23 protein-coding genes and 1 other RNA gene are annotated in these 26,686 nt (G+C 60.9%); 9 read left to right on the plus strand and 15 right to left on the minus strand.

What is annotated here, in order from left to right; genetic code table 11:
* Window positions 1–246 precede the first annotated feature (246 nt).
* Entirely contained in the window at window positions 247–981 is a 735-nt protein-coding gene (locus ACA062_RS23235; RefSeq protein WP_497453199.1) for a thioesterase II family protein, read from the minus strand.
* Between the two features lie 220 nt (window positions 982–1,201).
* Entirely contained in the window at window positions 1,202–2,374 is a 1,173-nt protein-coding gene (locus ACA062_RS23240) for an MFS transporter (RefSeq protein ID WP_497453200.1), read from the minus strand.
* 410 nt (window positions 2,375–2,784) lie between these two features.
* Here ACA062_RS23240 and ACA062_RS23245 point away from each other — a divergent pair, with 410 nt between their 5' ends.
* The 4 genes from ACA062_RS23245 (at window position 2,785) to ACA062_RS23260 (ending at window position 7,235) form a co-directional block, all read left to right on the plus strand.
* Window positions 2,785–3,585 carry a glucose 1-dehydrogenase gene (locus ACA062_RS23245; RefSeq protein WP_497453201.1) on the plus strand — a complete coding sequence of 267 codons (801 nt, stop codon included), beginning with the start codon at window positions 2,785–2,787 and terminating at the stop codon, window positions 3,583–3,585.
* Window positions 3,578–5,404: a glycoside hydrolase family 15 protein gene (locus ACA062_RS23250; protein WP_497453202.1), complete on the plus strand. Its 1,827-nt coding sequence runs from the start codon at window positions 3,578–3,580 to the stop codon at window positions 5,402–5,404. The genes ACA062_RS23245 and ACA062_RS23250 overlap by 8 nt, the downstream gene beginning before the upstream one ends.
* A gap of 378 nt (window positions 5,405–5,782) precedes the next feature.
* The gene (locus ACA062_RS23255) at window positions 5,783–6,172 is read left to right on the plus strand and encodes a hypothetical protein (protein ID WP_497453203.1); all 390 of its coding nucleotides are present in this window, start codon (window positions 5,783–5,785) and stop codon (window positions 6,170–6,172) included.
* A 163-nt stretch (window positions 6,173–6,335) separates the two neighbouring features.
* Window positions 6,336–7,235 carry an alpha/beta fold hydrolase gene (locus ACA062_RS23260; RefSeq protein WP_497453204.1) on the plus strand — a complete coding sequence of 300 codons (900 nt, stop codon included), beginning with the start codon at window positions 6,336–6,338 and terminating at the stop codon, window positions 7,233–7,235.
* Here the strand turns inward: ACA062_RS23260 and ACA062_RS23265 are convergent.
* Window positions 7,204–8,187, minus strand: coding sequence for a GlxA family transcriptional regulator (locus ACA062_RS23265; RefSeq protein ID WP_497453205.1), 984 nt, complete (start codon window positions 8,185–8,187; stop codon window positions 7,204–7,206). The two genes, ACA062_RS23260 and ACA062_RS23265, sit on opposite strands and share 32 nt — an antisense overlap.
* Before the next feature lie 89 nt (window positions 8,188–8,276).
* Between ACA062_RS23265 and inhA the strand changes: the two genes are divergently transcribed.
* Complete coding sequence (gene inhA / locus ACA062_RS23270) at window positions 8,277–8,972, plus strand: isonitrile hydratase (protein ID WP_497453206.1); 696 nt, start codon at window positions 8,277–8,279, stop codon at window positions 8,970–8,972.
* Between the two features lie 653 nt (window positions 8,973–9,625).
* Here the strand turns inward: inhA and ACA062_RS23275 are convergent.
* Window positions 9,626–10,426, minus strand: coding sequence for an aminoglycoside phosphotransferase family protein (locus ACA062_RS23275; RefSeq protein WP_497453207.1), 801 nt, complete (start codon window positions 10,424–10,426; stop codon window positions 9,626–9,628).
* Window positions 10,427–10,433: 7 nt separating this feature from the next.
* Complete coding sequence (locus ACA062_RS23280; protein WP_150800724.1) at window positions 10,434–10,922, minus strand: SRPBCC family protein; 489 nt, start codon at window positions 10,920–10,922, stop codon at window positions 10,434–10,436.
* Between the two features lie 225 nt (window positions 10,923–11,147).
* On the opposite strand from ACA062_RS23280, the gene ACA062_RS23285 reads away from it, so the two are divergent.
* Window positions 11,148–11,549: a lysozyme inhibitor LprI family protein gene (locus ACA062_RS23285; RefSeq protein ID WP_497453208.1), complete on the plus strand. Its 402-nt coding sequence runs from the start codon at window positions 11,148–11,150 to the stop codon at window positions 11,547–11,549.
* Window positions 11,550–11,715: 166 nt separating this feature from the next.
* Here the strand turns inward: ACA062_RS23285 and peaD are convergent, their stop codons facing one another.
* The 5 genes from peaD to ACA062_RS23310 form a co-directional block, all read right to left on the minus strand.
* A complete protein-coding gene (gene peaD / locus ACA062_RS23290) occupies window positions 11,716–12,834 on the minus strand; it encodes a quinohemoprotein amine dehydrogenase subunit beta (RefSeq protein ID WP_497453209.1) in 1,119 nt (372 codons plus the stop codon).
* 25 nt (window positions 12,835–12,859) lie between these two features.
* Entirely contained in the window at window positions 12,860–13,183 is a 324-nt protein-coding gene (gene qhpC, locus ACA062_RS23295) for a quinohemoprotein amine dehydrogenase subunit gamma (RefSeq protein ID WP_008027961.1), read from the minus strand.
* 1 nt (window position 13,184) lies between these two features.
* Window positions 13,185–14,615, minus strand: coding sequence for a quinohemoprotein amine dehydrogenase maturation protein (gene peaB, locus ACA062_RS23300; protein ID WP_497453210.1), 1,431 nt, complete (start codon window positions 14,613–14,615; stop codon window positions 13,185–13,187).
* Window positions 14,616–14,696: 81 nt separating this feature from the next.
* Window positions 14,697–16,277: a quinohemoprotein amine dehydrogenase subunit alpha gene (gene peaA, locus ACA062_RS23305; protein ID WP_497453211.1), complete on the minus strand. Its 1,581-nt coding sequence runs from the start codon at window positions 16,275–16,277 to the stop codon at window positions 14,697–14,699.
* Between the two features lie 514 nt (window positions 16,278–16,791).
* Window positions 16,792–17,046 carry a DUF1652 domain-containing protein gene (locus tag ACA062_RS23310; RefSeq protein ID WP_497453212.1) on the minus strand — a complete coding sequence of 85 codons (255 nt, stop codon included), beginning with the start codon at window positions 17,044–17,046 and terminating at the stop codon, window positions 16,792–16,794.
* Between the two features lie 283 nt (window positions 17,047–17,329).
* Between ACA062_RS23310 and ACA062_RS23315 the strand changes: the two genes are divergently transcribed.
* Window positions 17,330–18,820: an aldehyde dehydrogenase family protein gene (locus ACA062_RS23315; protein ID WP_138968331.1), complete on the plus strand. Its 1,491-nt coding sequence runs from the start codon at window positions 17,330–17,332 to the stop codon at window positions 18,818–18,820.
* Window positions 18,821–18,933: 113 nt separating this feature from the next.
* Here the strand turns inward: ACA062_RS23315 and ACA062_RS23320 are convergent, their stop codons facing one another.
* On the minus strand, window positions 18,934–19,272 hold the full coding sequence (locus tag ACA062_RS23320) for a YbaB/EbfC family nucleoid-associated protein (protein ID WP_218436146.1): 339 nt from the start codon (window positions 19,270–19,272) through the stop codon (window positions 18,934–18,936).
* A 66-nt stretch (window positions 19,273–19,338) separates the two neighbouring features.
* Complete coding sequence (dnaX, locus tag ACA062_RS23325) at window positions 19,339–21,453, minus strand: DNA polymerase III subunit gamma/tau (RefSeq protein WP_497453213.1); 2,115 nt, start codon at window positions 21,451–21,453, stop codon at window positions 19,339–19,341.
* A 144-nt stretch (window positions 21,454–21,597) separates the two neighbouring features.
* Here dnaX and ACA062_RS23330 point away from each other — a divergent pair, with 144 nt between their 5' ends.
* Window positions 21,598–22,350: a substrate-binding periplasmic protein gene (locus ACA062_RS23330; protein WP_497453214.1), complete on the plus strand. Its 753-nt coding sequence runs from the start codon at window positions 21,598–21,600 to the stop codon at window positions 22,348–22,350.
* Between the two features lie 99 nt (window positions 22,351–22,449).
* Here ACA062_RS23330 and ACA062_RS23335 read toward each other — a convergent pair whose 3' ends face one another.
* A complete protein-coding gene (locus ACA062_RS23335) occupies window positions 22,450–24,153 on the minus strand; it encodes a putative bifunctional diguanylate cyclase/phosphodiesterase (RefSeq protein ID WP_497453215.1) in 1,704 nt (567 codons plus the stop codon).
* Between the two features lie 420 nt (window positions 24,154–24,573).
* Here ACA062_RS23335 and ACA062_RS23340 point away from each other — a divergent pair, with 420 nt between their 5' ends.
* Window positions 24,574–24,888, plus strand: coding sequence for a helix-turn-helix domain-containing protein (locus ACA062_RS23340; RefSeq protein WP_497457480.1), 315 nt, complete (start codon window positions 24,574–24,576; stop codon window positions 24,886–24,888).
* A 209-nt stretch (window positions 24,889–25,097) separates the two neighbouring features.
* Here ACA062_RS23340 and ffs read toward each other — a convergent pair.
* Together ffs and ACA062_RS23350 are read right to left on the minus strand one after the other, a co-directional pair.
* Window positions 25,098–25,194: signal recognition particle sRNA small type (ffs, locus tag ACA062_RS23345), an RNA gene on the minus strand.
* Window positions 25,195–25,489: 295 nt separating this feature from the next.
* Window positions 25,490–26,653, minus strand: a complete 1,164-nt coding sequence (locus ACA062_RS23350; RefSeq protein ID WP_497453216.1) for a zinc-binding metallopeptidase family protein — start codon at window positions 26,651–26,653, stop codon at window positions 25,490–25,492.
* Window positions 26,654–26,686: the final 33 nt, after the last annotated feature.

The raw sequence follows: 26,686 nt of genomic DNA on the forward strand, positions 1-26,686 counted from the left end.
TATCCGGATCAGTGGCGGGAAGCACAAAGGCACGTCGTCCCTATAAAACGAATGCAGACCGGAAAAATTAGCGAATGAGAACAACTATCAGAAAGGAGCTGGATCGCGGACTGTGAGGCCGCCGAAAATCATTGTGGGAGCGAGCTTGCCCGCGATGGCGGCGGCACATTCAGCAGCTAGGTGACTGACAGACAGCTATCGCGGGCAAGCCCGCTCCCACAGGGATGGTGTGATGTTTGAGATGGGTTAACCGACAGTGTCCATGGCATGCCGCCGATGATGAACCTCAAGCTGATCCTTGATCACCCGCAACACCTTGGCCTCGTGCTCATGGATAAAAAAGTGACCACCGGCCAGCATGTCCACGGAAAAACTGCCGTGGGTTTCCTTGCGCCAGCCGATCAACTGCTCGGTGGTGGCCCGGTCAGTCGTACCGCCGAGCACGTGGACCGGGCACTGGAGCAAGGGTCGCTGAATGGGCTCGAATCGACCGCAGAGAAGAAAGTCCGCCCGCAAGACCGGCAACGTCAGGTTCATCAGCTCTTCGTTGGCCAGGACCTCTTCGCTGGTGCCATTGAGCGTGCGCAATTGCTCGATCAACTCGGCGTCCGACTTGGGTTCGGCAAAACCGCGGTCGTAATCGGCACGCAGGGTCGGCGCAGCGGTGCCCGACGCGAACAGTGCCACCGGCTCCGGGCAACCCAGCGAGCGCAGGGCATGGGCCATTTCACAAGCGAGCAACGCGCCCAGGCTATGGCCGAACACCGCGTAGGGTGCCTTGAGCGTGGCTTTCTGTTCATGGGCCAGTTGCAGCGCCAGGCGCCGCATGTCGGTGTGCAACGGCTCACCAAACCGCGCACCGCGTCCGGGCAACTCGACGGGCTGAAGCTTGAGCCACTCCGGCAACTTGCGCCGCCAGCGGCTGTAGACCATGGCGCTCGCGCCTGAATAGGGCAGGCACAGCAATGTCAGCTGGGTCACCGGGCTTACCTCGAAAAGTTGTCTGTATAGGAGAACGGATGAGGCAGGAGGGGAATTAGTCTCAATGTTGTAGAGGGGCTGGACACTGACATTGTGGCGAGGGAGCTTGCTCCCGCTGGGCTGCGAAGCGGCCCCACAATCTCAGCCCATGTCGAAAATTTTGCGAGCGCTTCGCACTCGAGCGGGAGCAAGCTCCCTCGCCACAGGTTCTGTGGTTCACTTATCTAAGGTGGCGAAAGCTTTGGATTGCAGAACCGAGCACCACAGCCCCCGCCCCGATCGCCACCCAGAACCCGCTGCGGGCGCCAAAGGCATCCACCAGCCAGCCCGAACCGGCCGCGCCGATCGCCACGCCGATACTCAACCCGGTCACCAGCCAGGTCAGGCCTTCGGTGAGCTTGGCCGGCGGTACGATTTGCTCCACCAACGCCATCGCCACAATCAGTGTCGGCGCGAAAAACAGCCCGGCCACGAACACCGCCAGCGACAACCCGAGAATGTTCGCCGCCAGCAGCAACGGCAAGGTGGTCACCGCCGTCGCCACCCCTCCGTACAGAAACAGCCGAGGCAACGGCACTGTCGAGCGCAACGCGCCGAACGCCAGCCCGGCCATGCAGGAACCGATGGCATACACCGACAGCACAATGCTCGCCGCCGCCGGTTGGCCCTGCTGCTGGGCGAAGGCGACGCTGACCACATCGATCACGCCGACGATGGTGCCCATGGCGACCATCAACAGCACCAGCCATTGAATTTCGCTGGAACGAATGATCGAAGCCTGATGGTGTTCTTCATGGGGATGCACCGGCGGCTCGGTGTCGCGTTGCAGCACAAACGCGGTGACCCCGATCGCCAGCATCAGCAACGCCGCCAAGGGCCCGGCTTCGGGAAACGCCACCACGCACAACCCTACCGACAATGGCGGCCCGACGATAAAACAGACCTCGTCGAGCACCGACTCCAGGGCATAGGCGGTTTGTAGCTGGGGCTGACCGCGATACAACTCGGTCCAGCGGGCCCGCACCATCGCCGACATGCTCGGCATGCAACCGGCCAGCGCCGCGAACAGGAACAAGGTCCAGTTCGGCGCCTGCAGGCGGGTACAAAGCAACACCAGCAACAGCGCCCCGCCACCGACCAGCGCCGAGATCGGCAAAATGCGCCGTTGCCCGAAACGGTCCACCAGGCGTGAAACCTGCGGTGCGCAAAATGCCGTGGCCAAGGCAAAGGTGGCGGCCACCGCACCCGCCAATCCGTACCCACCCTGCAGTTGCGAGAGCATGGTGATCAGGCCGATGCCGGTCATGGATATAGGCATGCGCGCGATCATCCCGGCCAGCACAAAAGCTCGGGCGCCTGGGGCTTTGAATAGCTCGCGGTAGGGGTTTGCCATGGGGTGCAGGTCTCGACAAGGGCCTGCAAGTTGCCATAAGGCCGATCGTGGGGGAAGCAGGTAATTGTTGGCTGAATGTGAAGGCCTTGAAGATCAAAAGATCGCAGCCTGCGGCAGCGCCTGCGCCATCACTTGCATACCGCTGGATTGTGGAAAACGCCGGACCCTGTAGGAGCCGGCTTGCTGGCGAAGGCGTCTTCATGGGCGCTGCAAGGCTCAAGGCCGCCTTCGCTGCGGTGCGGCGATCCGACAAGCCAGCGCCTGCAGAGAGTCGGAATGCCAAAAATTTGCGAATAAACGCGATCAATGCAGGAGCTGCCGCAGGCTGCGATCTTTTGATCTTGCCGCTGAACTCTTGAAGCATTCGGCCAGTCAGCTACTTAGGCCCTCAACTCAAGGCGCTAACGTTCATGCTGCTATCCCTCGCCCAACAAGTCGCCCTGGTCACCGGCGCCAGCTCCGGTATCGGCGCCGCTGCTGCCAAAGCCCTGGCCGCCGCCGGTGCCGCGGTGGTGATCAACTACCATTCCCAGGCCGAACCCGCCGAAGCACTGGCCCGGCAAATCAATAATGAAGGTGGTCGCGCCATCGCCATCGGTGCCGACGTTTCCCAGGAGGAGGACGTCGAGCGGCTGTTTGCGCAAGCCCTCGACGCCTTTGGTTACCTGGACATTCTGGTGGCCAATTCCGGGCTACAGAAAGACGCCGCCGCCGTGGACATGACCCTCGCCGACTGGAACCAGGTGATCGGCGTCAACCTCACCGGCCAGTTCCTCTGCGCCCGCGCCGCCCTGCGTATTTTCAACCGGCAAGGTGTTCGCGAAGGCGTGTCCCGGGCCGCCGGCAAGATCATCCACATGAGTTCGGTGCACCAGCGGATTCCCTGGGCCGGCCACGTCAATTACGCCGCGTCCAAGGGCGGTGTCGACATGCTGATGCAGACCCTCGCCCAAGAGGTCAGTCACCAGCGCATCCGCATCAACGGCATCGCGCCGGGGGCCATCCGTACGGCGATCAACCGCCGCGAAACTGCAGGTGCCGCCGAGCAGGAGTTGCTCAAACTCATTCCCTACGGCCGGGTAGGCGATGTCGAAGATGTGGCCAACGCGGTGGTCTTTCTCGCCTCCGATGCCTCCGACTACATCGTCGGCACCACCCTGTTCATCGACGGCGGCATGAGCCTCTATCCGGAGTTTCGCGGCAATGGCTGATCATCATCTTGAACGACAAAGCGCCATCGACGCCCACGGCATCATTGGCGACATGCGCAGCGCGGCGCTGGTCAACGACAAGGGCAGCGTGGACTTTTTCTGCTGGCCCGAATTCGACAGTCCGTCGATCTTCTGCTCGCTGCTGGACACGCCCGAAGCTGGCATCTTCCAACTGGCGCCGGACCTGCCCGACGCTCGATGTGAACAGATTTACCTGCCAAACACCAACGTGCTGCAAACCCGCTGGCTCAGCGACCGCGCGGTGGTCGAAGTCACCGACCTGCTGCCCATCGGCGACAGCGAGGATGATCTACCGGTGTTGATGCGGCGGGTGCGGGTCGTCAGTGGCCGGGTCACCTTTCATATGCGTTGCGCCGTGCGGCACGATTACGCGCGCGCCAAGACCCGCGCGCGCATGGATGAAAAACACGTCACCTTCGAGGCCAGCGATCAACCATCGCTGCGCCTGTCTTCGGATCAGCTGTTGCGCATCGATGACAACGCGGCGGTTGCCGAATTCACCCTGGAACAGGACCAGCATGCCGAGTTCCTGCTCGGCGGCATCGACGATCCGCGCTTCAAGGAAGGAGGCGCCACCCTGTGCCTGGAGCGCACCCTGAAGTACTGGCGCGACTGGTCCGGCCAATCCAGTTACCGGGGTCGCTGGCGGGAAATGGTCAATCGCTCGGCCCTGGCCCTGAAACTGCTGACCTCGCGCAAACACGGCGCGATCCTCGCTGCCGCGACCTTCGGCTTGCCGGAAACGCCTGGCGGCGAACGCAACTGGGATTATCGCTACACCTGGATCCGCGATGCCTCATTCACCGTCTACGCCTTCATGCGCCTGGGATACGTCCAGGAAGCCAACGACTACATGCGCTGGTTGCGCGGGCGGGTCAGCGATTGCCAGGGCAAGCCGATGAAAATCAACATCCTCTACGGCATCGACGGTCGCCAGCAATTGCCGGAAACCGAACTGTCGCACCTGTCCGGCCATGGCGGCGCGTTGCCAGTGCGTATTGGTAATCAAGCTTATGATCAGATCCAGCTCGACATCTTCGGCGAACTGATGGACGCGGTGTACCTGGTCAATAAATACGGCGACGCCATCTCCCATGAGGGCTGGAAACACGCCGTGGAAGTGGTCGATCAAGTCTGCGAAACCTGGGAGCAAAAGGATGTCGGCATCTGGGAAATGCGTGGCGAGCAACATCACTTCCTGCACTCGCGGCTGATGTGCTGGGTAGCGCTGGATCGAGCCATCCGTCTCGCCTCCAAACGCTCGTTGCCCGCCCCGTTCGCTCGCTGGGACCAGACCCGACAGGCGATCTACGCCGACATCTGGGAAAATTTCTGGAACGAGGAACGTGGGCACTTCGTCCAGCACATCGGCGGCACCGCCCTCGACGGTTCGATGCTGTTGATGCCGCTGGTGCGCTTCGTCAGCGCCAAGGATCCGCGCTGGCTGTCGACCCTGCAAGCCATCGAAAAAACCCTGGTGCGCGATGGCATGGTCTACCGCTACCGCAACGAAGACAGCGGGATCGACGGCCTCGCCGGCACCGAAGGCGCCTTTGCCGCCTGCTCGTTCTGGTACGTCGAATGCCTGGCCCGGGCGGGTCAGGTGGAAAAGGCCCATCTGGAATTTGAACAACTGCTGAGGTTTGCCAATCCGCTGGGGTTGTATGCCGAAGAATTCGACAGCCATGCCCGGCACCTGGGCAACACACCGCAAGCGCTGACGCATCTGGCGCTGATCAGCGCTGCGTGTTTTCTGGATCGGAAATTGAGTGGGGAGAAGAATTACTGGCAGCCGTGAAACCGCGCCGCCCCCTTCGCGAGCAAGTCGAATCGTCGCACCGCCGCTCCCGCATTTGATCTTCCGGGAACACAAAATCTGTGCACGACGGTAATCCAAATGTGGGAGCGGCGGTGCGACGATTCGACTTGCTCCGGGCGGCGTTCCGACGAAGAGGCCATCCGCCACAACACAAGACGGGATGAATAGCGGCGAAAGAACCGGCGGGCTATGTAGGACAACTCCTACAACCAGCAAACAAATCTGCCCAACCACCGCGGAATACCGCACTTCCACAACCGTTAATCCCTTGTTGCCAACTACCACATCCCTCCCTACCATCCACCCTCAACGGGCACAGCGGAGCTGTCCAACAAAACCCGAATTCAAGGAACCAGAATGTCCCAGCGCATCCACCGCAGCATCGACACCCCACTCCGTTCAGGCCTGAACCGCGAAGAACTGTGGGAAGCCCATGACAAAGGCCTGATCAAATGCTGGGAAGTCGGCCGCCAACGCGCCGCCCGCTTCCCCGACCTCGCCCAACAATGCCTTGCCGGCGAACTGCCAGTGCTGGGCTGGAAAGGTGGCGTCAGCCGCAGCCTGAAGAAACTCGAAAAATACGGATCCCTCAAGTACCTCGCCCAGTGGCAGGGGTTGCGCGGGGAGGATCTGGATATCGATCTGAGTGAAGAACGGGCGCTGACCTGTTCACGGACCAAAATGGTGGTGACCTTTACGCCGGATCGGTCGAAGTATTTCAATCAGGTGGCGGAAGCAGAAGTCTGACGGTCGTTGAGGAACACTCAGCTGTGTCTGGTAACCCGATGGGTGGCGACCGGATCTGTCAGGTACGAGATCCCTGGGGCAACTGCATCGGGCTCAGACAAAAGCTCGCTCAATAAAGCAATGACCCGGCGATTCAGTATGCTCAAATAATCTGGAGCTTGTCATGACTGGCTATGCAATCACGATTACCCGAACACCCCACCTTGACCTCGCCTATGAAGAACACGGTCCCATCACTGGCGAGCCGATAATCCTGCTCCACGGCTTCCCCTACTCCCCTCGCGCCTACGACGAAATCGCCCCGGTGCTCGCCGCGAAGGGCTACCACGTCATTGTCCCGTACTTGCGTGGTTATGGCCCGACCCGTTTCAACAGCCCCGACACCCCGCGCTCCGGGCAACAAGCCGCCCTCGCCCAGGATCTTCTGGATTTGATGGACGCCCTGGGCATCAAGCAAGCCGCCCTCTGCGGCTACGACTGGGGCGGTCGGGCAGCGTGTATCGTGGCGGCATTATGGCCCGAGCGGGTTCGCTGCCTGGTCACAGGGGACGGCTATAACCTTCAGGACATTCCCCACTCGACCCGACCGCGGGACCCGGAAACCGAACATCGCCTGTGGTACCAGTACTACTTCCACACGCCTCGCGGCGTTGAAGGCCTGACTGAAAATCGCCGAGCCCTGTGTGAATTACTCTGGACATTGTGGTCACCGACCTGGAGAAAAGCTCCCGAGTTGTACCCATTAAGCGCTCCGGCCTTCGATAACCCGGATTTCGTCGAGGTAGTGATTCACTCTTACCGCCACCGCTTCATGTACGCCCCCGGCGATCCGGCGCTGGAGTGGATGGAAGAAGCGCTGACCAGGCAGCCACCGATCAGCGTCCCGACGATTTCCCTGTGTGGTGCCGACGATGGCGTAGGACCTGCACCGGAAGTCGATGACGATGCCGACCATTTCACCGGGTGGTACGAACGGCGAATGCTGGCGGGCGTCGGGCATAACATTCCCGAAGAAGCGCCCGAAGCGACGGTCAAGGCATTACTGGATCTGCTTGAGCACTGACGGAAAAACGCTCGCGATAGGCCTGCGGCGTCACGCCCATGGCTCGCAGGAAACTGCGCCGAAGCGTCTCTTCACTGCCGAAGCCGCACTGCACCGCCACCCGTTTGATCGGCACGCCGGTGTCGCTGAGCAAACGCCGGGCAGTTTCGACCCGGATCAGTTCGATCGCCCGGGCCGGGGTCTGGCCGGTGTCGGTGCGGTAGTGGCGCACGAAGCTGCGCTCGCTCATGCCAGCCTGCAGGGCCAGGCTCGGGATGCCGAGGTCCATGGTGAGGTTTTCGCTGATCCAGGCGTGAAGGTTGTCGAAACGGCTGCCTTCCTTCTGTAAGGACAAGGTCACGCTGAACTGTGACTGCCCCCCCGGACGCTTGAGGAACACCACCAGTTGCCGGGCGACTTCCAGCGCCATGGTGCGGCCGAGGTCTTGCTCGACCATGGCCAGTGCCAGGTCGATACCGGCCGTGACGCCGGCCGAGGTCCACACCGGGCCGTCATTGATGAAGATCGGATTGGGTTCGACCCGCAAGCGTGGATGCTGCTGTGCCAACTGCTCGCAGCGGGTCCAGTGGGTCACCACCCGCCGGCCATCGAGCCAGCCGCTGGCCGCCAGCAAAAACGCCCCGGTGCACACCGATGACACCCGTCGACACCCCGCTGCATATTCACGCACCCAAGCCACCAACAGCTCATCTTCTGCCGCCGTGTACACACCCCAGCCACCGGCGATGATCAAGGTATCGCTGCCCGCTTCCGGCAACGGTTCGGCCAGCAACGCCAACCCCGCCGACGACATCACCGCCCCGCCGCCGCTGGCGATGACTGTCGGCGCATAGGGCGGCGGTAGACCTTTTTGGCCAGCAATGTCGTTGGCCGAGGCGAACACCTGCAACGGCCCGGTGACATCGAGCAGCTGTACGTTGGCAAACGCGAGGACGCGGATGGTTTTCGGCATTTTGGCGTAATTCGTGGGGTTATTGGCGTATGCGCCAAATCCTACGAGCCTAGAGTGAAGCCGTCCACCCACTTCAGGAGAAAAACACCATGACGTTGCAGATCGGTTTTCTGTTGTTCCCCCAGCTTCAGCAACTGGACCTGACCGGCCCTTACGACGTACTGGCCTCGCTGCCGGACGTGAAGGTGCATTTGATCTGGAAGGACCTGGTGCCGGTCACTGCGAGCACCGGCCTGGTGCTGAAACCGACCGTTACCTTCGACGATTGCCCGGCACTGGATGTGATCTGCATTCCCGGCGGCAGCGGTGTCGGGCCGTTGATGGAGGATGACGAGACGCTGGCGTTCATCAGAACTCAGGCGGCCAATGCGCGTTATGTCACGTCGGTGTGCACCGGCGCGCTGGTGCTCGGCGCGGCGGGTCTGCTCAAGGGCAAGCGCGCCACCACGCACTGGGCTTATCACGAACTGCTTGAACCATTGGGCGCAATCGCGGTGAAGGATCGGGTGGTACGCGACGGCAATCTGCTGACCGGTGGCGGGATCACCGCCGGGATCGATTTTGCCCTGACCCTGGCGGCTGAGTTGTTTGATAAGGACACGGCGCAACTGGTGCAACTGCAGCTGGAATACGCGCCGGCGCCACCATTTGCTTCGGGCAGTCCCGAGACCGCTCCGGGCAGCGTGCTGGAGCAAGCCCGGCAACGGGCGGCCGGTTCGTTGAAATTACGCGGCGAAATCACCGCTCGAGCAGCCGCGAAGCTCGATCAGATGCCTGCACGCTGATCCATTCCGGCCGGCAGTCAGTCATGGCTGCCGGTGCTCCTGGGCCAGAGTGATGCACCGAGGACTTTCCATCGATCAAAAAAAACCCGCCGAAGCGGGTTTCTCAAGACCATGGCGACATCCTGTCTGCGGCCATCCAGGCCTATGGTCGATCATCCGTGATCCTGAGTGCATCCTGCTCCTCAGTTGATGGATCCAGAATAAGTGCGTGGCCCAAGCATGAACAGAGGACATACCACCGCTCTGGTGTAAGCGATTGACCATCCGGATCCAGAATCGCACGCGCACCCTGTAGGAGCGAGCTTGGTCCGGGCGGCGATCCGACGAAGAACGATGACGCGGTCCCACTGATACACCGCGTTGCCTGCTTCGTCGGATCGCCGCCCGGACCAAGCTCGCTCCTACAGAATGATCAGTGGCATTTCAAACGGACGAAAAAAAACCCGCCGAAGCGGGTTTTCCCAAGACCATGGTCGACTCCCTGTCGGAAGCGTTCCTTGCGATGGTCGATCATCCGTGATCCTGAAGTACTTCCTGTGCTTCAGTTGATGAGGTGATATTACGCTTCGGATCCAATCCGTAATAGACGACATCGTTACTATCGCGTGTAAGACATTCGCTATACCACCCTGTCGAATAACCCTGGGCACACTTCAAATGGCGAGCACGGAGGCCGCGAGTTCCGCGACTTGCAGCTGACCTTCGGCAGCCAGGGCATCGTCGTCCTCCAGGAACCAGGCCGCCGACAATCCGGCAAACGCGAGCACCCATTGCAGTAACCGGCGGCGCTCGAGTCCGGCAGCAACGGTCACCACCTCGACCTGCCTGCAAAATCGTTGCGGATCGGTCGCCGTGGGCAATTCGGGGTTACAGAGCAGGTGGGCGTAATCGAATCCGCGCTCGCCGATTACCCGCTTGGGATCAATGGCCAGCCAGCCCCGCAGGCCAAAGTCCAGAACATTGTCGTGATGGAGATCGCCATGCAGTACGGCAACATCTCGCGGATCGGCCAGCAAGGCTTCGGCGGTGGCGAGGCAGAGGGAATAAGTGCCGCCATGCCGTGCGGCCGCCAGACGTAGCGACTTGAACCAGGGCGTGAGTGGAACCAGCGGTGGTGGCGGTAACGGTCGCGGCGCGTGCAACCGCGCCAACGCCGCACACATGATCTGGCTGGCTTGGTCGTCCTGACCGTTAAGCGCCATGTGCATCAGCGATCGCTGACCCATGGCACGCTCCATCAACAGCCCGTCACCTTCATGGGCATAGACGCGGGCAGCGCCCTCGCCGCCCCACCAGGTCATCAGCAGGTTGCCGAACTTTTCTTCGGCATCGACGGCAATCTTCAACATCGCGGGTACGTCATCCATGCGCACCGGCAGCAAACGACTGCCAGGCGTGATGATCGGCGCACCGTCCGGCACCAGCGCCCAGCGTTTCAACCAGGGTTCGAACATGCCGCCCTTACTCTTGCTGATGCTCGCGAGCCTTGGCGCTGACTTTCAGAAACTCTTCGATGTTGCTCATCTGCTCATCCCAGCCACGGCTGTCCATGCGAAATGCCTTGAGCCGGCGGGTTTGCGGTATATGGTCAAACCCGGACTCGGTGACCTTGAGCAAGGTGCCCTCATCCATGTCCTCGAGTTCAAACTTCACCAGCGTGGTGGGTTCCTGGGAATAATCGACTTCGGGCTCCACGGCATAGGGGTGCCAGCGAAACGAAAACACCCGCTCCGGCTCGACCCGCTCCACCAGTACATTCCACAGCAAGTGCTCGTAACCGGGGTAGGTAATCTGCCCCTGGGTCCACTCGCCGGCGACAAAACGCTTGCCTTCCAGCGCCACGCCAAACCATTGGCCGAACGCTTCGGCATTGGCCAGCACACGCCACACGTGCGAACGCGGCGATTTGAGCAGGATCTTCCTTTCGATGCGATCTGATGCTGGATTCATAAGTCACCTCCTGTACTGAACAGTAGGCCTGTAAGACCACAAGACCAACCCTAAGTTGTATCAATCGGGCTGAGCAATCAACCCTGTCTGTAGTATTCGGCTGCATTTACCGCGGTAAGTTCGCAATTTCCCTGCATTTCTCCCTTCAGCACAGGGGGTCACCAGGGGTTGGCCATCTGCTTGGCTACACTGCCCTCTATTTCCATGCCCACAGCGAGAATTTTCATGAACCCACGTGTTCTTCTGGCGTTGACGCCTTTGCTGTTCGCCTCAGTTGCTCATGCCGTGGACTGCGACAATGCCGCGGATCAGGCCACGATGAACCAGTGTGCGGCGCAACAGAACAAGACGGCGGACAAGGAGTTGAATGCGCTTTACCAGCAGATGACCGCGCGATTGAAAAGCAGCCCCGACGTCAAGAAGCTGTTGGTCGGCACCCAGCGGTCGTGGATTGCGTTTCGGGATGCCGAATGCAAGTTCTCGGCGTCCGGGGTGGAGGGTGGCAGTATTTATCCGCTGATCTACAGCAATTGCATCACTGACCTGACCAAGGCGCGGGTGGAGACGTTCAAGAATTACTTGAAGTGTCAGGAGGGGGATTTGGGGTGTCCGGTGCCTGGCGCTTGATGCGGCGGTGTCTGTGAGGGCCTCTTCGCGGGCAAGTCGGATCGCCGCACCGCCGCTCCCACAGGATCTCCAGTGTGATCACTATTGTGTGAACACCATATGACCCTGTGGGAGCGGCGGTGCGGCGATCCGACTTGCCCGCGAAGGCGTCAGTGCAGGCGCGACATTACCGGACAAATATCTGCGCGGTGGTGATCGCCATATCCCCACCCGGCAATTTGATGCTGCCGATCTGCTTCATGCTCTCGGGATCGAAGATCGCCACATCGTTGAACGTCCCGGCCAGGTAGATCTTGCTCCCGTCCTTGTTGAAGGAAATGCAGTAGTAGGAGTGATCCAGCGTCGCCGCCTGGAGCATTTTCTTCTGCTTGATGTCGTACTTGGCCAGACGGTTGAGTACGCCGAACATCAGGTTCGGGTCCTTCGGTGAGCGCATGCCGCTGAAGTAGATTTCCGTCAGCGGGCCGAAGTCGGTGGTTTCGGTCTTGCCGGTTTTCAGGTCGATGCTGAACAGCCCGTAGAGGTACTCGGCGGTGGCCGGGTCCTGCTTTTTGTCCTTGAATTTCGCCGTGGTGTAGAGCAGCGAGAAATCATGCCGATACGTCTGCTGGTTCCACACGTAGAGCACATCCGGTGCGCTGTAGTTCGGGCGTTTCCAGTGGCGGCTGGGAATCAGCACGTCGAACTTGCCGGTTTTGACATCGACCTTGTAGATGTCCGCCCCGGCCACATACAGCGTGCCATCGTCGCCGCTCTGCATGATAGTCAGCTGCCGGGGTGCCGGGAAACTGCGCACGGGCTTGGCGTCCAGGCCGGCGTCGGTCGCGTAGACATCCAGGCGTGGCTGCTGCACTTCGTAACGGTCATTGAGCATCAGTGTCGGGTTGGCAATGGCGAACAGTTCCTTGCCGTCATGGCTGAGGGTGAAGGCGAACATCGACTTCGCTTTCTCCCCCGGCTTCTGGGTGATGCTGGCGTGGAACACCTGCTTGCAGCTGTCGAGTTCGACGCCGTAGACATCCGCGTAGTGATTGTTCAGTACGTAGGCGGTCTTGCGATCCGGTGACATCTGCACGCTGCCGGGACCGAAAGCGTCCGGCATCTTGCAGGTCTTGAACAGAGTGTCCGTGGACAGGTCGATCACGTGCAGGTTGTTCGGGTAATTGGTGGTCACCATATACTCGTGACCGGTTTCGAGAGCGGTGTTTTCATCGGCCAGAACAGTGAACGAACAGGCGCTCAGGACGGCGAAAGCGGCCAGGCCGCAGGCTTTGATGCTAGGCATGCTGGAATCCTTCTTCTCTGTCCGGTCACTTGTCTTTAGGGAAGACAGTGCCAAGGTTGCGCCAATTGTCGTTGGACGCCTGGGCATCCTTGTTCCAGTCCGGGTAGGTGCTCATCATGTCGGGCACCTGGGCCGGCCACCAGCAAGGGTCGGAGCAGCCATACAGGTCGGCTTCCATCGGCTGGCACAGCGACGACACGCCGCCAAAGGCGTCGATTTCCCAGCCCGGGTCGGTGGTCGAGGCACAACCGGCGACGGAACTCATCGCCACCACTTCTTCGATGCGGTTTTCGGCCGCGGCCTCATCGAGTTTCAGCGCTTTGTTATTGATTGCCTTGAGATGTTTCATATCAGTGAGCCTTGCGCGGAGTGATGTAGCTGCTGATAAACGCAGGGTTGTGGGCCATGATCCGGGTGTAGACCTCGATGCCGAAGTCGACCCAGTCACGCATCAGTTCGCAGTAGTGATAGGTCGGATGGGTCGGGTCGCCGTAACGGGCGTAGCTCTCGTGATAGCAGCCGCCGGAGCACAGGTTGCGGATCTGGCAGTCTTCGCAGCCGGTGTTGGTACGGTCCAGGCGCTGGGACAGGAAGTCGTTCAACTCGACCTGTTTCACACCACTGTGGACGTTGCCGAAGGTCGGCAACGATGACCCGGTAAAGCGGTGGCACAGGTTCAGTTCGCCCTTGTGATCCACCGCCAGCATCTTCAGGCCCGCGCCGCAGGGCAGGGCTTTCTTGTGGCCTTCGTGGATATCGGTGATCAGTTGGTGCAGGTTGGAGAACCCGATGTTGCGGTGCTCCAGCGCCGCTTCCAGGTAACGCCGACCGAGCCTCTTCATGCTGGCGAAGACCTCGATCAGCTCGTCACTGGAGAGGTTGAAGGTGCTGATGTCACCGGAGGTCACCGGGGCAAACCCGACCTCGGCAAACCCCAGTTCGTTGAACAGGTGATCCCAGATGGTTTCGACGTCGGTGACGCCGGTGGTCAAGGTCACCCGCGCACCGACCGGGCGGCTGTTGTAGCGCGACAGCAGCATCTCGGCCTTGCGCCGCACCACGTCGTAAGTGCCCTGCCCGCCCACGGTGATGCGGTTGCGGTCGTGCACGGTTTTTGGCCCGTCGATGCTGACCGAGAGCCCGAACCGGTGGGCATTCAGGTAGTCCACGGTCTCCTCGGTGAGCAGCGTGGCATTGGTGGTCATGACGAACTCGACGAACTTGCCCGCCTCGCGGAAACGCTTCTCGCAGTAATCGACCATGTACTCGATCAGCTTGCGATTGCTCAGCGGCTCGCCACCGAAGAAGACCACGGTGAAACGCTCTTCATCCGGGGATTCGCGCAGCAGCATTTCCACCGACGCCACCGCGGTATCGATGTCCATCTTCTTGCCGGCCGACGGCTTGTCGAGGTCTTCCTTGTAGCAGTAGGTGCAGCTCAGGTTGCAGCCGGTGTTGACGTTGAGCACCACGGTATTGATCGCCGTGCGCTCGACCCGCTTGGTGCCGATGTCCGGGGTCAGCGGCGAGCCGTCGCTGACCAGTTCCAGGGACATCAACTCGCGCAAGGTCTCGGTGATTTCTTCGCCGTTGAAGCGTGAAGCCAAGCGCTGGATCAGCTCGTCCGAGGAACAGCCAGGGCCGCGCAAGGTGTCGATGATGGTGCCCGTCAGCTCATCGCTGGCGAACAGCGAACTGCTGGGGATGTGAAACAGCATGCGGTCGGCATCGACATGCACTTCGTGCAGGTTCCGTTCGACCAGATTCAAAATAGCGCCCATTGCAACCTCCTGTGCAAACCCCGTTTTACGGGGCCTGCGGTCATTCCGAAAAGTGTCTGAAACGGTTAGAACTCAGCCAACTCATGGAATGGGTGGATTGTTCCAGCGTTGCACGGTGACGATCATGTGGCCTTCGCCGGTCAGGGACTTCCCTGCATCGTCGACGGCGGCGATCACCTTGAGGTTGCCGGCATTGTTGGTGGACATTTTGCGTTGCGGGTTCGGCCCGGCGTCTCCCGGTGTGAACACGCCGCTGTCGGCCTGCATGGTGCCGGCAAACTTGACGTCCTCGTCTTCCCTGGCGCGATCGTCGAAGGCTTCGACCGACCACTGCGCCGGGAACACGCCGATGCGATACGGCTTGCCATCGGCACCCTTGCCCCAGGCTTCGGCATCGAACCGACCCTGGACTTTCGGCGTCGAACCACCGCCCTCGCCGATCCGCGCCACCGAGAACTCGGGCACGACTTTGACTTCGGCGATTTTGCTGTAGACCGACAGGGTCGGGCCTTTCAACGTGCCGACGGTGACATTGCGCAGACCTGGCTGGGCATTGGCAGCGGCCTTGAGCTTGACCTTGATCCGATCCGGGGTCTGCTCGACGACTTCGACCACTTCCACACCTTTGCCGAAGTTCGGCTTACCGGTGAGACCGCTGCCAATCAGGGTCACTTCAGTTTCGGCACCCGCCTTCAGGTAACCCGGCTGCACCGCCAGCAAACGACTGCTGCCCTGCTTGGAGGCGACGAAGTCGAGACCGCGCTCATCGTGCTCGGCCTCGAACATCCGGCCCTGCATCGCGTTGCCTTGGGCGGCGAACACCTGACGCATCGTCACGCCGTCGATGGTCACGTTGCCGCGCCATTCGTAGCCGGTGTAGAGAATCGCGCTGCCGTCGCCGTTGAACGGGCTGCCATCGGCGTATTGGCCTTTGACGCTGACCTTGAACGTGTCGCTGCCATCGGCCGTGACGCTCATCACCCCGGCCAACTCGCCTTTACCCGGCAAGTGGCCGCTGAAACTCCAGTCCCCGACCAACGCCTGGGCTTTCGGTGCGGTGCTCTGCCATTTTTTCCAGGCCGGGTTGTCCAGCGGATAACGCTTGGCCAACAGCGGCACCATTTCTTTGCGAGCCAGGTCGAACCAGTCGCGGTCACGGGACAGGGCCTGGTATTCCAGGGACGGCCATTGGCCGAGGTGGAAGTTCACCAGACGCTCCCATTCCTGGGCGGGACGCCGTTGCAGGGCGACCCGTGCGCCGGAGTGGCAGCGGCCACACATCTGGCTGGTCTGGTCGTCGAATTTCTCTACGGTATTGAGTCGACGCTCCAGCGCATAACGTACGCCGTCGGTCTCGCTTGGGGCCAGGCCTTGAGTGTCGGCCAGGTATTTGACCAGGGTGCGGCGGTCGTCATCGCTGATCTGCAAACCGTGCATGGTTTGCATCCGGGCGATGCTCATCAGCCAGCCTTCCGGGGTCTTGCGCTGGTGGCTGATGCGGCTCAGGGCATTGTCCGCTTCGGGGGTATGACAGCCCTGACAGGTTTCCTTGAGGATGGTCTGGGCGTCGCGAGCTGCCAGGCTGTAGGGCGAATGCAGCGCCACACAGGCCGCCACGGCCAGCAGGCTGGCGCTCAGGCCTGATCGGAGTTTTCTCTTCATCAACGTCGAACCTCGCACGGTGCTTTCTTATTTTTGTGGCTTCTCGTTTTTATGGTTTCTGCCGTCGGCGGCGGACCGCTGACGGAGGCAAGAGAAACGTCTGCGATGAGCAATACACGGAGCGTGCCAGCTTGCCGATAACCTTTCCTATCAAGCAGTTACGTGAAGACAAGGCCTGCGGGGCGCGTCTGGACGGGATCGACGGCGTCTAATATCGCGACAGGTGTTGCACTCTGAGACAGCATAGTTGCCGCGACCGGAACAGTTCATCGCCCGACGATTGACGACAATCCCCAGCGAGCGCGAAATGGGTATTCACCGATTGCCGACAGGGGATACAAAATGGCAAGCATCACTGTCCTGGCGGGGGACTTTCTGCAGGGTGATGGAGGGATGACAGGAAGCTGCTCGCTGCCGTGAATGGCAGCACATATGACGAGATTTACCGGCAGTTTTCCAGCTGATCGATCAGCGCAGGTCGCACCGGATCCCGACGGTGCGGCCTGATGCCCATTCAGATGTTATAGGTGGGGTGAAGGCTTTTGTGAGCCTCGATTTCCTGCCGCATGTCCGCCACCAGCGAGGCGATGGCATGGGGACTGTCCAGTGTCCACAGGGGAACATGGGTCGCCACCAGATCCACTTTGCCAGTCATGCAGTCGCAGACCCGAATGGTCAGGGACTGGTCTGCCTCCATGACGCATGTGCACACGGCGGGCAGCATTTGGTGTTCGATGATGTTTTGAATTTCCAGGGTTGAAAGGAACATTACTACCTCCCTCGCGCCAGATAGGTTGCCGGATGAACGGTTCGTCATTTCATCCACCGAGCCAGAAAATTCTATTCCTCAATAATGGCAGCCTCAAGGTCGCAACCCGGTTGCTCGTCGTCTCATATTGTCGCAATTTGCAACAGTCACGCAGCCCATCGATCCCGTTGATTGCCCCTGAACCCCGCCAATCAACCGTTATCCGGCTCTCTCGGGCACTTGGCACAGCCATTGCCAGCCGTTAAGAAAGCCACGTTTCACGAACAACAAGAGGTCTCGACAAATGTCCCTCCCCTATCTGCTTCCCGCCACCTCGGCATTCATCCAGCGCGCCCCGCGCATGCTTATCGGCGGTGACTGGGTCGAGGCCGCCGACGGTCAGACCATGCCCCTGCACAACCCGGCCACCGGCGAAGTGCTGTGCGTGGTGCCACGGGCCACACCTGAGGATGTCGACCGTGCCGTACTTGCCGCCCGCCAGGCGTTCGACGATTCGGCCTGGACCCGCACCCGGCCGCGGGAGCGGCAGAACCTGCTGTGGAAACTCGCCGACCTGATGGAGCGCGACGCCGAACTGCTGGCGCAACTGGAATGCCTGAACAACGGCAAAAGTGCCGCGGTCGCCCAGGTCATGGATGTGCAGCTGTCCATCGATTTCCTGCGCTACATGGCCGGCTGGGCGACCAAGATCGAAGGTTCCAGTGTCGAAGTGTCGATGCCGTTGATGCCCAACGATCAGTTCCACAGTTTCATCCGTCGCGAAGCCGTGGGCGTGGTCGGTGCGATCGTCGCCTGGAACTTCCCGCTGCTGCTGGCCTGCTGGAAACTCGGCCCGGCCCTGGCCACCGGCTGCACCGTGGTGCTCAAGCCCGCCGACGAAACCCCGTTGACCGCGCTCAAGCTGGCCGAACTGGTGCTGGAAGCCGGTTATCCCGAAGGCGTGTTCAACGTGGTGACCGGCACGGGCATCACTGCAGGCTCGGCGCTGACCCACAACCCGCTGGTGGACAAGCTGACCTTCACCGGTTCCACCGCCGTGGGCAAGCAGATCGGCAAGATCGCGATGGACTCCATGACCCGGGTCACCCTGGAACTGGGCGGCAAATCCCCCACCATCGTCATGGCCGACGCCGACCTCAAAACCGCCGCCGCGGGCGCCGCCAGCGCGATTTTCTTCAATCAGGGCCAGGTGTGCTGTGCCGGGTCCAGGCTGTATGTGCAGCGCAAGCACTTCGATAATGTGGTGGCGGACATCGCCGACATCGCCAACGCCATGAAGCTCGGCAACGGCCTGGACCCGAGCGTCGAGATGGGGCCATTGATCTCGGCGCGCCAGCAGGAGCGCGTGTACCGTTACATCGAAATGGGCCGGGAAAGTGGCGCGACCATTGCCTGCGGCGGCGAGCAGTTCGGGCCGGGGTTCTTCGTCAAGCCGACGGTGATTGTCGACGTCGACCAGAAGCACTCGCTGGTGCAGGAAGAAATCTTCGGCCCGGTGCTGGTGGCGATTCCGTTCGATGACGAAGCCGATGCGTTACGCATGGCCAACGACAGTCCCTATGGGTTGGGCGCGAGCGTCTGGTCCAATGATCTGGCGGCGGTGCACCGGATGATTCCGCGGATCAAGTCGGGCTCGGTGTGGGTCAACTGCCACAGTGCCCTGGACCCGGCGCTGCCATTCGGCGGGTACAAGATGTCGGGGGTCGGGCGGGAAATGGGGTATGCGGCGATCGAGCATTACACCGAGTTGAAGTCGGTGTTGATCAAGCTGTGACCCGCTCTTTGTAGGAGCGAGCTTGCTCGCGATGATTTCAACGGCGACGCGTTTATCCAGGATGAACGCGTTATCGTTGACGCCCTTCGCGAGCAAGCTCGCTCCTACAGGAATCAGAACGGCAGTTTCATGCCCGGCGGCAGTTGCATGCCCGCGGTCATGCCGGACATCTTGTCCTGGCTGTTGGCTTCGATCTTGCGCACGGCATCGTTGACGGCGGCGGCGAATACCGCTTCCAGCATTTCCTTGTCGTCTTCGCTCAGGCCTTCCACCAGGCTTGGGTCGATGGTCACGCGCTTGACGTCGTGACGACCGGTCATGACCACGGTGACCATGTCGCCGCCGGCTTTACCGATCACTTCGGCGTTGGCCAGTTCTTCCTGCATCTTGGCCATTTTTTCCTGCATCTGCTGCGCCTGCTTCATCAGGCCGGCCATGCCACCCTTCATCATGGTAATCACCTCAAAGTACTTGGATAAAAATAGCGCTCGGCCATCGGGGCCAAACGCCTTCAGTTATTAGCCCTGACTGGCCAGGGCTTCGACAGGTTCAATAGTATCGTTACGGACCACCGCACCGAACTGCTGCATCATTTGCTGGATGAACGGATCACCATGGATCGATTCCTCGGCCTCGCGCTGACGATTGACACGCCGACGGGACGCGGCCTGGGCTGGCGTTTCCTGCTCGGGCTTGATCAGCTCCATGCTCAGGGTCAGCGTCCGCCCGTGATGCTGGTTCAGCGCATCGTTGAGGCGACGTTGCTGGGTCGCATTGAACAAGGCGCTGTGGGCCGGGTCCAGGTGCAACAGCCAGTTGTCGCCATCGACTGCGATCAGGGTGCAGTTGGCGGCGATGCTACCGGTCATGCCGGAGATCGGCAATTTCGGGAACAGCTCCAGCCACTGCAGGGCCAAGCCGGTCGCCGGCATGGCGGCCGGTTCGGGCTCGGGCTCCGGAGCCGGCTCGGCGGCATGCTCGCTGGCCAGCTCGTCCAGGTAACTGTAGGACGAATCCATGTCCGGCTCGATGTAATCCTCGTCCAGCGGCGGCTCGTCGTCCTGGTCCATGCCCGGCGTCGCAGCCTCGACTTCGGTCACGGAGGGTTCCGGGATCGGCGCAGCGGCCCACTCCGGTGCGTCCGGCACGACGCTGTCGGGCGTCGGCAACGGCATCGGCGACAATTCGGGTTGTTCAGCAGCGGTTTCCAGAACCGGTTCGACCGCGGGCTGCTGGACGACTTCAGGTTCTACCGGGTCGTTCCACGGCAGGTCGACGACGGCCTCGACCGCTACCGCCTCAATCACCGGCTTGGGCGCGACGATCGGAACAACCGCTTCCTGCACCGGAGCTGGAGCTGGAGCTGGAGCTGGAGCTGGCGAAACCACCGGTGTAACCACTGGCGCAACCGGCGCAGAGACGACCGGTGCAACTGCCGCAGCCACTACCGGCGCAGCCACTCGCGCGGCAGCCACTGAATGGGCGGAATCAACTGTGGCCTGGCTGATCCCCACTGTCTTTAGCGGCTGCCTCGGGGCGTCCGCGGTGTCTGCCGGCCGGAACGCGAGCATGCGCAGCAGGACCATTTCGAAGCCACCCCGCGGGTCCGGCGCCAAAGGCAGGTCGCGGCGTCCGATCAGGCCCATCTGGTAATAGAACTGTACGTCTTCGGCCGGCAGCGCCTGGGCCAGCGCCAATACCCGATCACGGTCGCCATGACCGTTGTCGACGCCTTCAGGCAAGGCCTGGGCGATGGCGACACGGTGCAGCACGTTGAGAATTTCCGAGAGCACGCCGTTCCAGTCCGGGCCTTGTTCGGCCAGGTGACGCACGGCTTCGAGCAATGCCTTGGCGTCGCCCTCGATCAGCGCATGCAAAACGTCGTAGACCTGACCGTGATCGAGCGTGCCGAGCATCGCCCGCACGTCGGCGGCCATGACTTTGCCTTCACCGAATGCAATCGCCTGGTCGGTCAGGCTCATGGCATCACGCATCGAACCATCGGCGGCGCGGCCCAGCAGCCACAGCGCATCGTCTTCGAACGGCACGTTCTCGACACTCAGCACGTGGGTCAAATGCTCGACCACGCGCTCCGGTGTCATGTTTTTCAGGGAGAATTGCAGGCACCGCGACAGAATCGTTGCAGGAAGTTTCTGCGGGTCGGTGGTGGCCAGGATGAACTTGACGTAGGGCGGCGGCTCTTCGAGGGTTTTCAACAGCGCATTGAAGGAATGGCTGGACAGCATGTGCACTTCGTCGATCAGGTAGACCTTGAAGCGCCCGCGACTCGGGGCGTACTGCACGTTGTCGAGCAGCTCGCGGGTGTCTTCGACCTTGGTCCGGCTCGCGGCGTCGATTTCGATCAGGTCGACGAAACGGCCTTCATCGATCTCGCGGCACACCGAGCACTCGCCGCAAGGCGTCGACGTGATACCTGTTTCACAGTTCAGGCATTTGGCGATGATCCGCGCGATGGTGGTCTTGCCCACACCGCGGGTACCGGTGAACAGATAGGCATGGTGCAGCCGCTGGCTGTCCAAGGCATTGATCAGAGCCTTGAGCACATGGGTCTGGCCGACCATTTCGCCGAACGAGCGCGGACGCCATTTACGTGCAAGAACCTGATAACTCATCGAAAACCGTCGCAACGAAGGAACAGAAGCGGCTAATGCTAGCGGAGCAAGGCCGAAATTGCATCCGGTGTGCTCGTCTAATCTGGCTAAGATGCACTTTGGGGGGCTTTTATCGGCCAGGGATTGTTCAGGACCGGAGCGTTTATGCGGCTCGCCTTGGGGGCATTGCTGTTGATGAGCTGGAGTGTGGCGGGCGCCGAAGCGCCGCTGCGCTTCGTGGTGCCCGACAGTTGGGCAATGCCGATGGTCCAACTGGAACGCGGCCGCCCGACCCAGGGCATTCTGCATGACGTGATGGTCAGCCTGGCGACCCAGGTCGGGGTACCGGCCGAATTTCACGTCTTGCCCAGGGCGCGGGTGCAAAACGCCATGGAACACGGCGAGGTCGATGTGCGCTGCTATGCCGCGCAGTCCTGGCAACCGAATCAGTCCGGCGACTACATCTGGAGCATTCCGCTCTGGACCCAGCCCGACGTGCTGATCAGCCGGCCCGACCCGCTGACCGCCGTGGTGGCGGCGCACTTGCCACGACAATCCATCGGCACGGTCCACGGCTACAGCTACCCGACCCTGCAACCGCTGTTCGACACCGGCCGGCTGCTGCGCGAAGACGCGCGCAATCAGGAACAGGTGCTGGAAAAACTGCTGGCCGAACGCTATCGCTATGCCGTGAGCAACCAATGGACCCTGGACTGGTTCAATCAGCGTCTGTTGCCCGATCGGCAATTGCAGCGCGTGGCGGTGCTACAGGTGCAGAGCGTCGGTTGCTACGTGCGCAATGATCCGAAAGTACCTGTGCAACGCATCCTGCGCACATTGCTGCGAATGAAAATGTCCGGGGAGATCGATGACATTATCCGGCTCTATGTCGGTGTCGCGCCCGGAGCAAACCCATAACCCGTGGGAGCGAGCCTGCGATAACCTGTGGGAACGGGCTTGCTCCGGAACTAAGATGAGGATGAGAGCGGTGAGTGGCAAGCTGAATGCCCGGAGTGCTTAAAGCACGTGTGGGAGCCCATGCTGCCATCGCGCTGGCGCAACAAAACCTTCGACCCAAGCCGGCACCTCTGCGGGCGGCATCGGCCGGGCAATGAAATGGCCCTGGGCAACGTCGCAACCCAGCCGCAACAGCAGTTCACCGTGCTCGATACTGTCCAGCCCCTCGGCGATCACCTGCCGCCCGAATGCCCGGGCCAGGCCAATGACCGCTGTGGTCAGTGCCAGGTCGTCATCATCATGAAGAATGTCGCGGACAAAGGACTTGTCGATCTTGATGGTCTGGGTTCGCAGGCGCTTGAGATAGCTCAGCGACGAATAACCGGTGCCAAAATCCCCCAGCGAAAATTGCACGCCCAGTGCCTGACAGGCCTTTAGACAGGCGCTGACATGTTGAATGTTCTCGACCGCCACCGACTCGACTATTTCCAGGTCGAGCATCCGCGGTGCAACCTGGGCATGCCGGGCGAGCACCTGACCGAGCCGGTCGACGAAATCCGCCCGCTGGAAATGGCGCGCCGCGATATTGATGCTCACCGGCCACCCCTGACCCGCCTGCTGCCAATGATGCAACTGCGAAAGCACTTGATCCATGACCCATTCACCGATATCGACGATCAGATCCGTCTCCTCGACCAGCGGCAGAAAATCCCGTGAGGGCACCGTGCCGTCCAGGGGATGCTCCCAGCGCAACACTGCCTGGAAACCGACGACCTCGCCGCGACGCATGTTCACCCTGGGCTGGAAATGCAAACACAATTCACCCGCCAGCAGTGCCTGGCGCACTCGCTCGACGGTCTGGTGCGTGACCTTGACTTCCCGATCCCGGATCACGTCGAACAAATGAAAACGATTGCGCCCGCCCTGCTTGGCCACGTACATCGCCTGATCGGCATGACGCAGCAAGGTTTGCGCCTCTTCGTTGTCGTGGGGGAACAGGGTGACGCCGATGCTGGCAAACACATTGAGTTCTTTGCCATGCAGCGTGTATGGCGCCGAAATCGCGCCCAACACCCGGTTCACTGCCGCGCGCAGTTCCGGCAGATCCCGCACGTAACGCAACACCAGCACAAACTCGTCACCGGCCAGCCTGGCCACCACGTCTTCACCGCGCACGATACTGCGCAGGCGCCTCGCCACTTCCACCAGCAACAGATCGCCACTGGCATGCCCATAGCCATCGTTGACCGCCTTGAAGCCGTCGAGGTCGAGCATGCACACTGCCAGCGGGATGTTTTCCTGCCGGGAGAATTCGAGGGCCTGGTCCAGCAAATCCGAAAGGAACGCGCGATTGGGCAACCCGGTCAACACATCATGGCCGACCCGCCATTGCAAGGAATGCAGCAACTGGCGTTTTTCACTGATGTCGAAACGAATCGACAAGTAGCGATCAACCCGTCCGGTAGCGTCATCGAGCACCGGCACCATGGTGCTTTCGACCCAATACAGGCTGCCATCCTTTGCCCGATTGCAGATCTCGCCCTTCCAGACACTGCCCAGCGCGATGGTGCGCCACATGCCAGCGAAAAATTCAGTTGAATGCAGGCCGGAATTGAGCAGCCGATGGTTCTGCCCCAGCAGTTCCTCGCGGCTGTAACCGGACAAGGCGCAGAATTGCTCATTGACGTAGGTGATCCGGCCGCTCAGATCGGTCTCGGAAAAAATTGCTGCGGCATCCACAGCCCTGCGGTATTTCTCATCCATGAGTCAGGCTCTATGTCGCTAGCGATGGTACCGCTCGACCAGTGCAGGATGCCCGGAAGAGATGTTTTGAGACGGACTGCGCAGAAACACGTGATCACTCCATGAACAGCGTTTGATGTTCCCCCGGACAGCCTGAGATCAACTAATCTCAAAGTCCCGGTGAACGGGCAGCAACAGGGAATTAAGCGAGCATTCTGCAAGATTTCAGTGCGGCTTTGTGACTGTCTGCAAACCTTGCCTGTGCGCGCAATACTGGCGCTTTCGCATCACTCTCACTGTCGAGAACAAGTGACCGATTACCCTTTCGGAGCGGCGATTCTACGAAATGCATCACATTTTGCAAGGCAAGGTGATGGATCATGCAGTTGTCATACGCAAAAATCTATCGTTAAGTTCTTGATTCTAAATGGGAATCGAGCGATGCAAATTTCAAGTTTGGGTCCAGCCATACGGCGCTACCGCAAGGTCGCGGGGCTTACTCAGGCTGAACTCGGCGAAAAAACCGGTTTTGACCCCAAAACCATCAGCCGCTTCGAAACCGGCACCTATACCCCCAGCGTGGACGCCCTGTTCCTGCTTGCCGATGTGCTGGGGGTGAAGCTGAAAGCCTTCTTCGCCGATCCGGGCGATGAAGATGAACAGCGGGCGTACCTGTTCGGTGTCATTCATAAAGCCACCCCGAAGGATCTGGGAAAGCTGATTGCAGCGGTTGACCAGGCCTTGTCCAAGCCTTAGTCCGTAAATGAAAAGTGCGGATATGAAAAGCGCAGAAATGAAAAGGAGGCCGACTCGTCAGATGAGGCAGGTCGGCCTCCTTGTTCAGTACGATTTCAAACATCGGAAACGACAAAAATCCGCCCCGGAACGATGTCCATGGCAGAGCAACAGGAAAGTAGTTTTGAACAGAAAACGCGAGAGGGATCCGCGGTTCGTTAAGGTGGTAACCCCACCAGCCACACCCCGGCACACAATGTTCCCGCTGTGGCTGCTTCCTTCCGGATCTGACCAGGTTCACGGGTAATCGTTGCGGGGGGACCGATGGGGTCACCATAACGACGCTCACCTGTTGGCGAGCCGCGCCATTGTACCTATCTGAGACGAAGTTACAACCGTTCGGCCAGATTAAAAAAAATGAGTCGGCTCAAGGACATGCAGCGGCCTTTAAAAGATCGCAGCCTTCGGCGTTTTGAGTTGTTCACGAATGCAGCGCCCCGATAGCTCGGACAGTGGAACGGAAACGGAAACGGCAACGGCAAGATCAAAAGATCGCAGCCTCGCTTCGCTCGACAGCTCCTACAAGGGGGCGGTATGCATCCGAAGGCTGCGATCTGTTGATCTATTGCGCCAACACCTCATCCGCCCTGCCGCCCTCCTGCTGGATCACCAGGTGGATGAAGTGCAGCTTGGCGATCACTGCCGGTGGCAGGACGAAGGGATAGAAATCCGGCTGGCCCATGCTGCGCGACAGTTCGTTGAGCATGCCGGCCAGTTCGATCCAGGCGTTGACGAAGGACAGGAACGCCGCGCCTCCGGGATGTTGTGGATCGTAGAGGGTGCTGGAGGGAAATGGCTGGTAGTCGAAGTCCAGTTCCCGGGCGCTCATGCCGAACCCCAACGCGGTGTCCACGGCGTCCATCATGTGCAGGTAGTGCGCCCAGGTTTCGGCCCAGTCCTCCCACGGATGCATGGTGGCGTAGGCGCTGACGTACTGCTGTTGCCAGTCGAGCGGCGCGCCTTGCTGATAGTGGCGCTCGAGGGCATCGGCGTAGCTGGCGCGCTCGTCGCCGAACAGGCCGCGGAACGGTTCCAGCCAATGGCTGTTGGCGATCAGCCGGTCCCAGTAGTAATGCCCGACCTCGTGACGAAAGTGCCCGAGCAGCGTGCGATAGGGTTCATGCATTTGCACCCGGATCTGTTCGCGGTGGGCGTCGTCGGCTTCCTTGATATCGAGGGTGATCAAGCCATTGGCGTGGCCGGTGGTCGGTGGTTGGCCTTCGAGGTCGACGCCGATGAAGTCGAAAGCCAGGCCGTGCTCTTCATCCTGGTTTTTTGCAATCACCTGCAAACCAAGGCTGACCAACTGCGCGACCAGACGCCGCTTGGCGGTTTCGACCTTGCGCCAGCGTTCGGGGTTTTCGGCAATCGACAGGTCGGGAATGGTGTGGTTCAGGCTGCAGGCGATGCACAGCGCATCATGGTCGTTGGCGGAGAGCAGCCAGTTGCAGGCGGCCGGGGAGTCGAGATTGGCGCAGCGGCGGAAGATACCCGCCTCGGGATCGGCGTCGAGCAGCCACGTGTCCGCCTGCAAGCCGGGCTGCAGCGAGGACAGGCGGCTCTGCTCGGGTTGATATCCCAAGGCCGCCGAACAGGCCAGGCACTGGCTGTTGCGAAAGAACAGCGACTGCCCGCATCGGCACTGCCAGACTTTGCTGTTGCGCGGGCTCTCGGCCATGAACGGCGCGGCGATGCGTGAGCTGAGCTGTTCGAAGAAGCGGTACATGGCGATCTCTCCCTGGGACTGGCCAAGACTAGA

This window comes from Pseudomonas sp. LBUM1679 (assembly GCF_059695565.1).

What these genes read in the sequence shown, in the direction of transcription:
- ACA062_RS23315 (WP_138968331.1), top strand. Translation starts at nt 17,330, where the DNA reads ATGTCCCTCCCCTATCTGCTTCCCGCCACCTCGGCATTCATCCAGCGC.
- ACA062_RS23320 (WP_218436146.1), bottom strand. Translation starts at nt 19,272, where the DNA reads ATGATGAAGGGTGGCATGGCCGGCCTGATGAAGCAGGCGCAGCAGATG.
- ACA062_RS23275 (WP_497453207.1), bottom strand. Translation starts at nt 10,426, where the DNA reads ATGTTCGAACCCTGGTTGAAACGCTGGGCGCTGGTGCCGGACGGTGCG.
- ACA062_RS23265 (WP_497453205.1), bottom strand. Translation starts at nt 8,187, where the DNA reads ATGCCGAAAACCATCCGCGTCCTCGCGTTTGCCAACGTACAGCTGCTC.
- ACA062_RS23335 (WP_497453215.1), bottom strand. Translation starts at nt 24,153, where the DNA reads ATGGATGAGAAATACCGCAGGGCTGTGGATGCCGCAGCAATTTTTTCC.
- peaD (WP_497453209.1), bottom strand. Translation starts at nt 12,834, where the DNA reads ATGCCTAGCATCAAAGCCTGCGGCCTGGCCGCTTTCGCCGTCCTGAGC.
- ACA062_RS23280 (WP_150800724.1), bottom strand. Translation starts at nt 10,922, where the DNA reads ATGAATCCAGCATCAGATCGCATCGAAAGGAAGATCCTGCTCAAATCG.
- ACA062_RS23330 (WP_497453214.1), top strand. Translation starts at nt 21,598, where the DNA reads ATGCGGCTCGCCTTGGGGGCATTGCTGTTGATGAGCTGGAGTGTGGCG.
- ACA062_RS23350 (WP_497453216.1), bottom strand. Translation starts at nt 26,653, where the DNA reads ATGTACCGCTTCTTCGAACAGCTCAGCTCACGCATCGCCGCGCCGTTC.
- qhpC (WP_008027961.1), bottom strand. Translation starts at nt 13,183, where the DNA reads ATGAAACATCTCAAGGCAATCAATAACAAAGCGCTGAAACTCGATGAG.
- peaB (WP_497453210.1), bottom strand. Translation starts at nt 14,615, where the DNA reads ATGGGCGCTATTTTGAATCTGGTCGAACGGAACCTGCACGAAGTGCAT.
- peaA (WP_497453211.1), bottom strand. Translation starts at nt 16,277, where the DNA reads ATGAAGAGAAAACTCCGATCAGGCCTGAGCGCCAGCCTGCTGGCCGTG.
- ACA062_RS23240 (WP_497453200.1), bottom strand. Translation starts at nt 2,374, where the DNA reads ATGGCAAACCCCTACCGCGAGCTATTCAAAGCCCCAGGCGCCCGAGCT.
- ACA062_RS23260 (WP_497453204.1), top strand. Translation starts at nt 6,336, where the DNA reads ATGACTGGCTATGCAATCACGATTACCCGAACACCCCACCTTGACCTC.
- ACA062_RS23255 (WP_497453203.1), top strand. Translation starts at nt 5,783, where the DNA reads ATGTCCCAGCGCATCCACCGCAGCATCGACACCCCACTCCGTTCAGGC.
- ACA062_RS23250 (WP_497453202.1), top strand. Translation starts at nt 3,578, where the DNA reads ATGGCTGATCATCATCTTGAACGACAAAGCGCCATCGACGCCCACGGC.
- ACA062_RS23340 (WP_497457480.1), top strand. Translation starts at nt 24,574, where the DNA reads ATGCAAATTTCAAGTTTGGGTCCAGCCATACGGCGCTACCGCAAGGTC.
- dnaX (WP_497453213.1), bottom strand. Translation starts at nt 21,453, where the DNA reads ATGAGTTATCAGGTTCTTGCACGTAAATGGCGTCCGCGCTCGTTCGGC.
- ACA062_RS23310 (WP_497453212.1), bottom strand. Translation starts at nt 17,046, where the DNA reads ATGTTCCTTTCAACCCTGGAAATTCAAAACATCATCGAACACCAAATG.
- ACA062_RS23285 (WP_497453208.1), top strand. Translation starts at nt 11,148, where the DNA reads ATGAACCCACGTGTTCTTCTGGCGTTGACGCCTTTGCTGTTCGCCTCA.
- inhA (WP_497453206.1), top strand. Translation starts at nt 8,277, where the DNA reads ATGACGTTGCAGATCGGTTTTCTGTTGTTCCCCCAGCTTCAGCAACTG.
- ACA062_RS23245 (WP_497453201.1), top strand. Translation starts at nt 2,785, where the DNA reads ATGCTGCTATCCCTCGCCCAACAAGTCGCCCTGGTCACCGGCGCCAGC.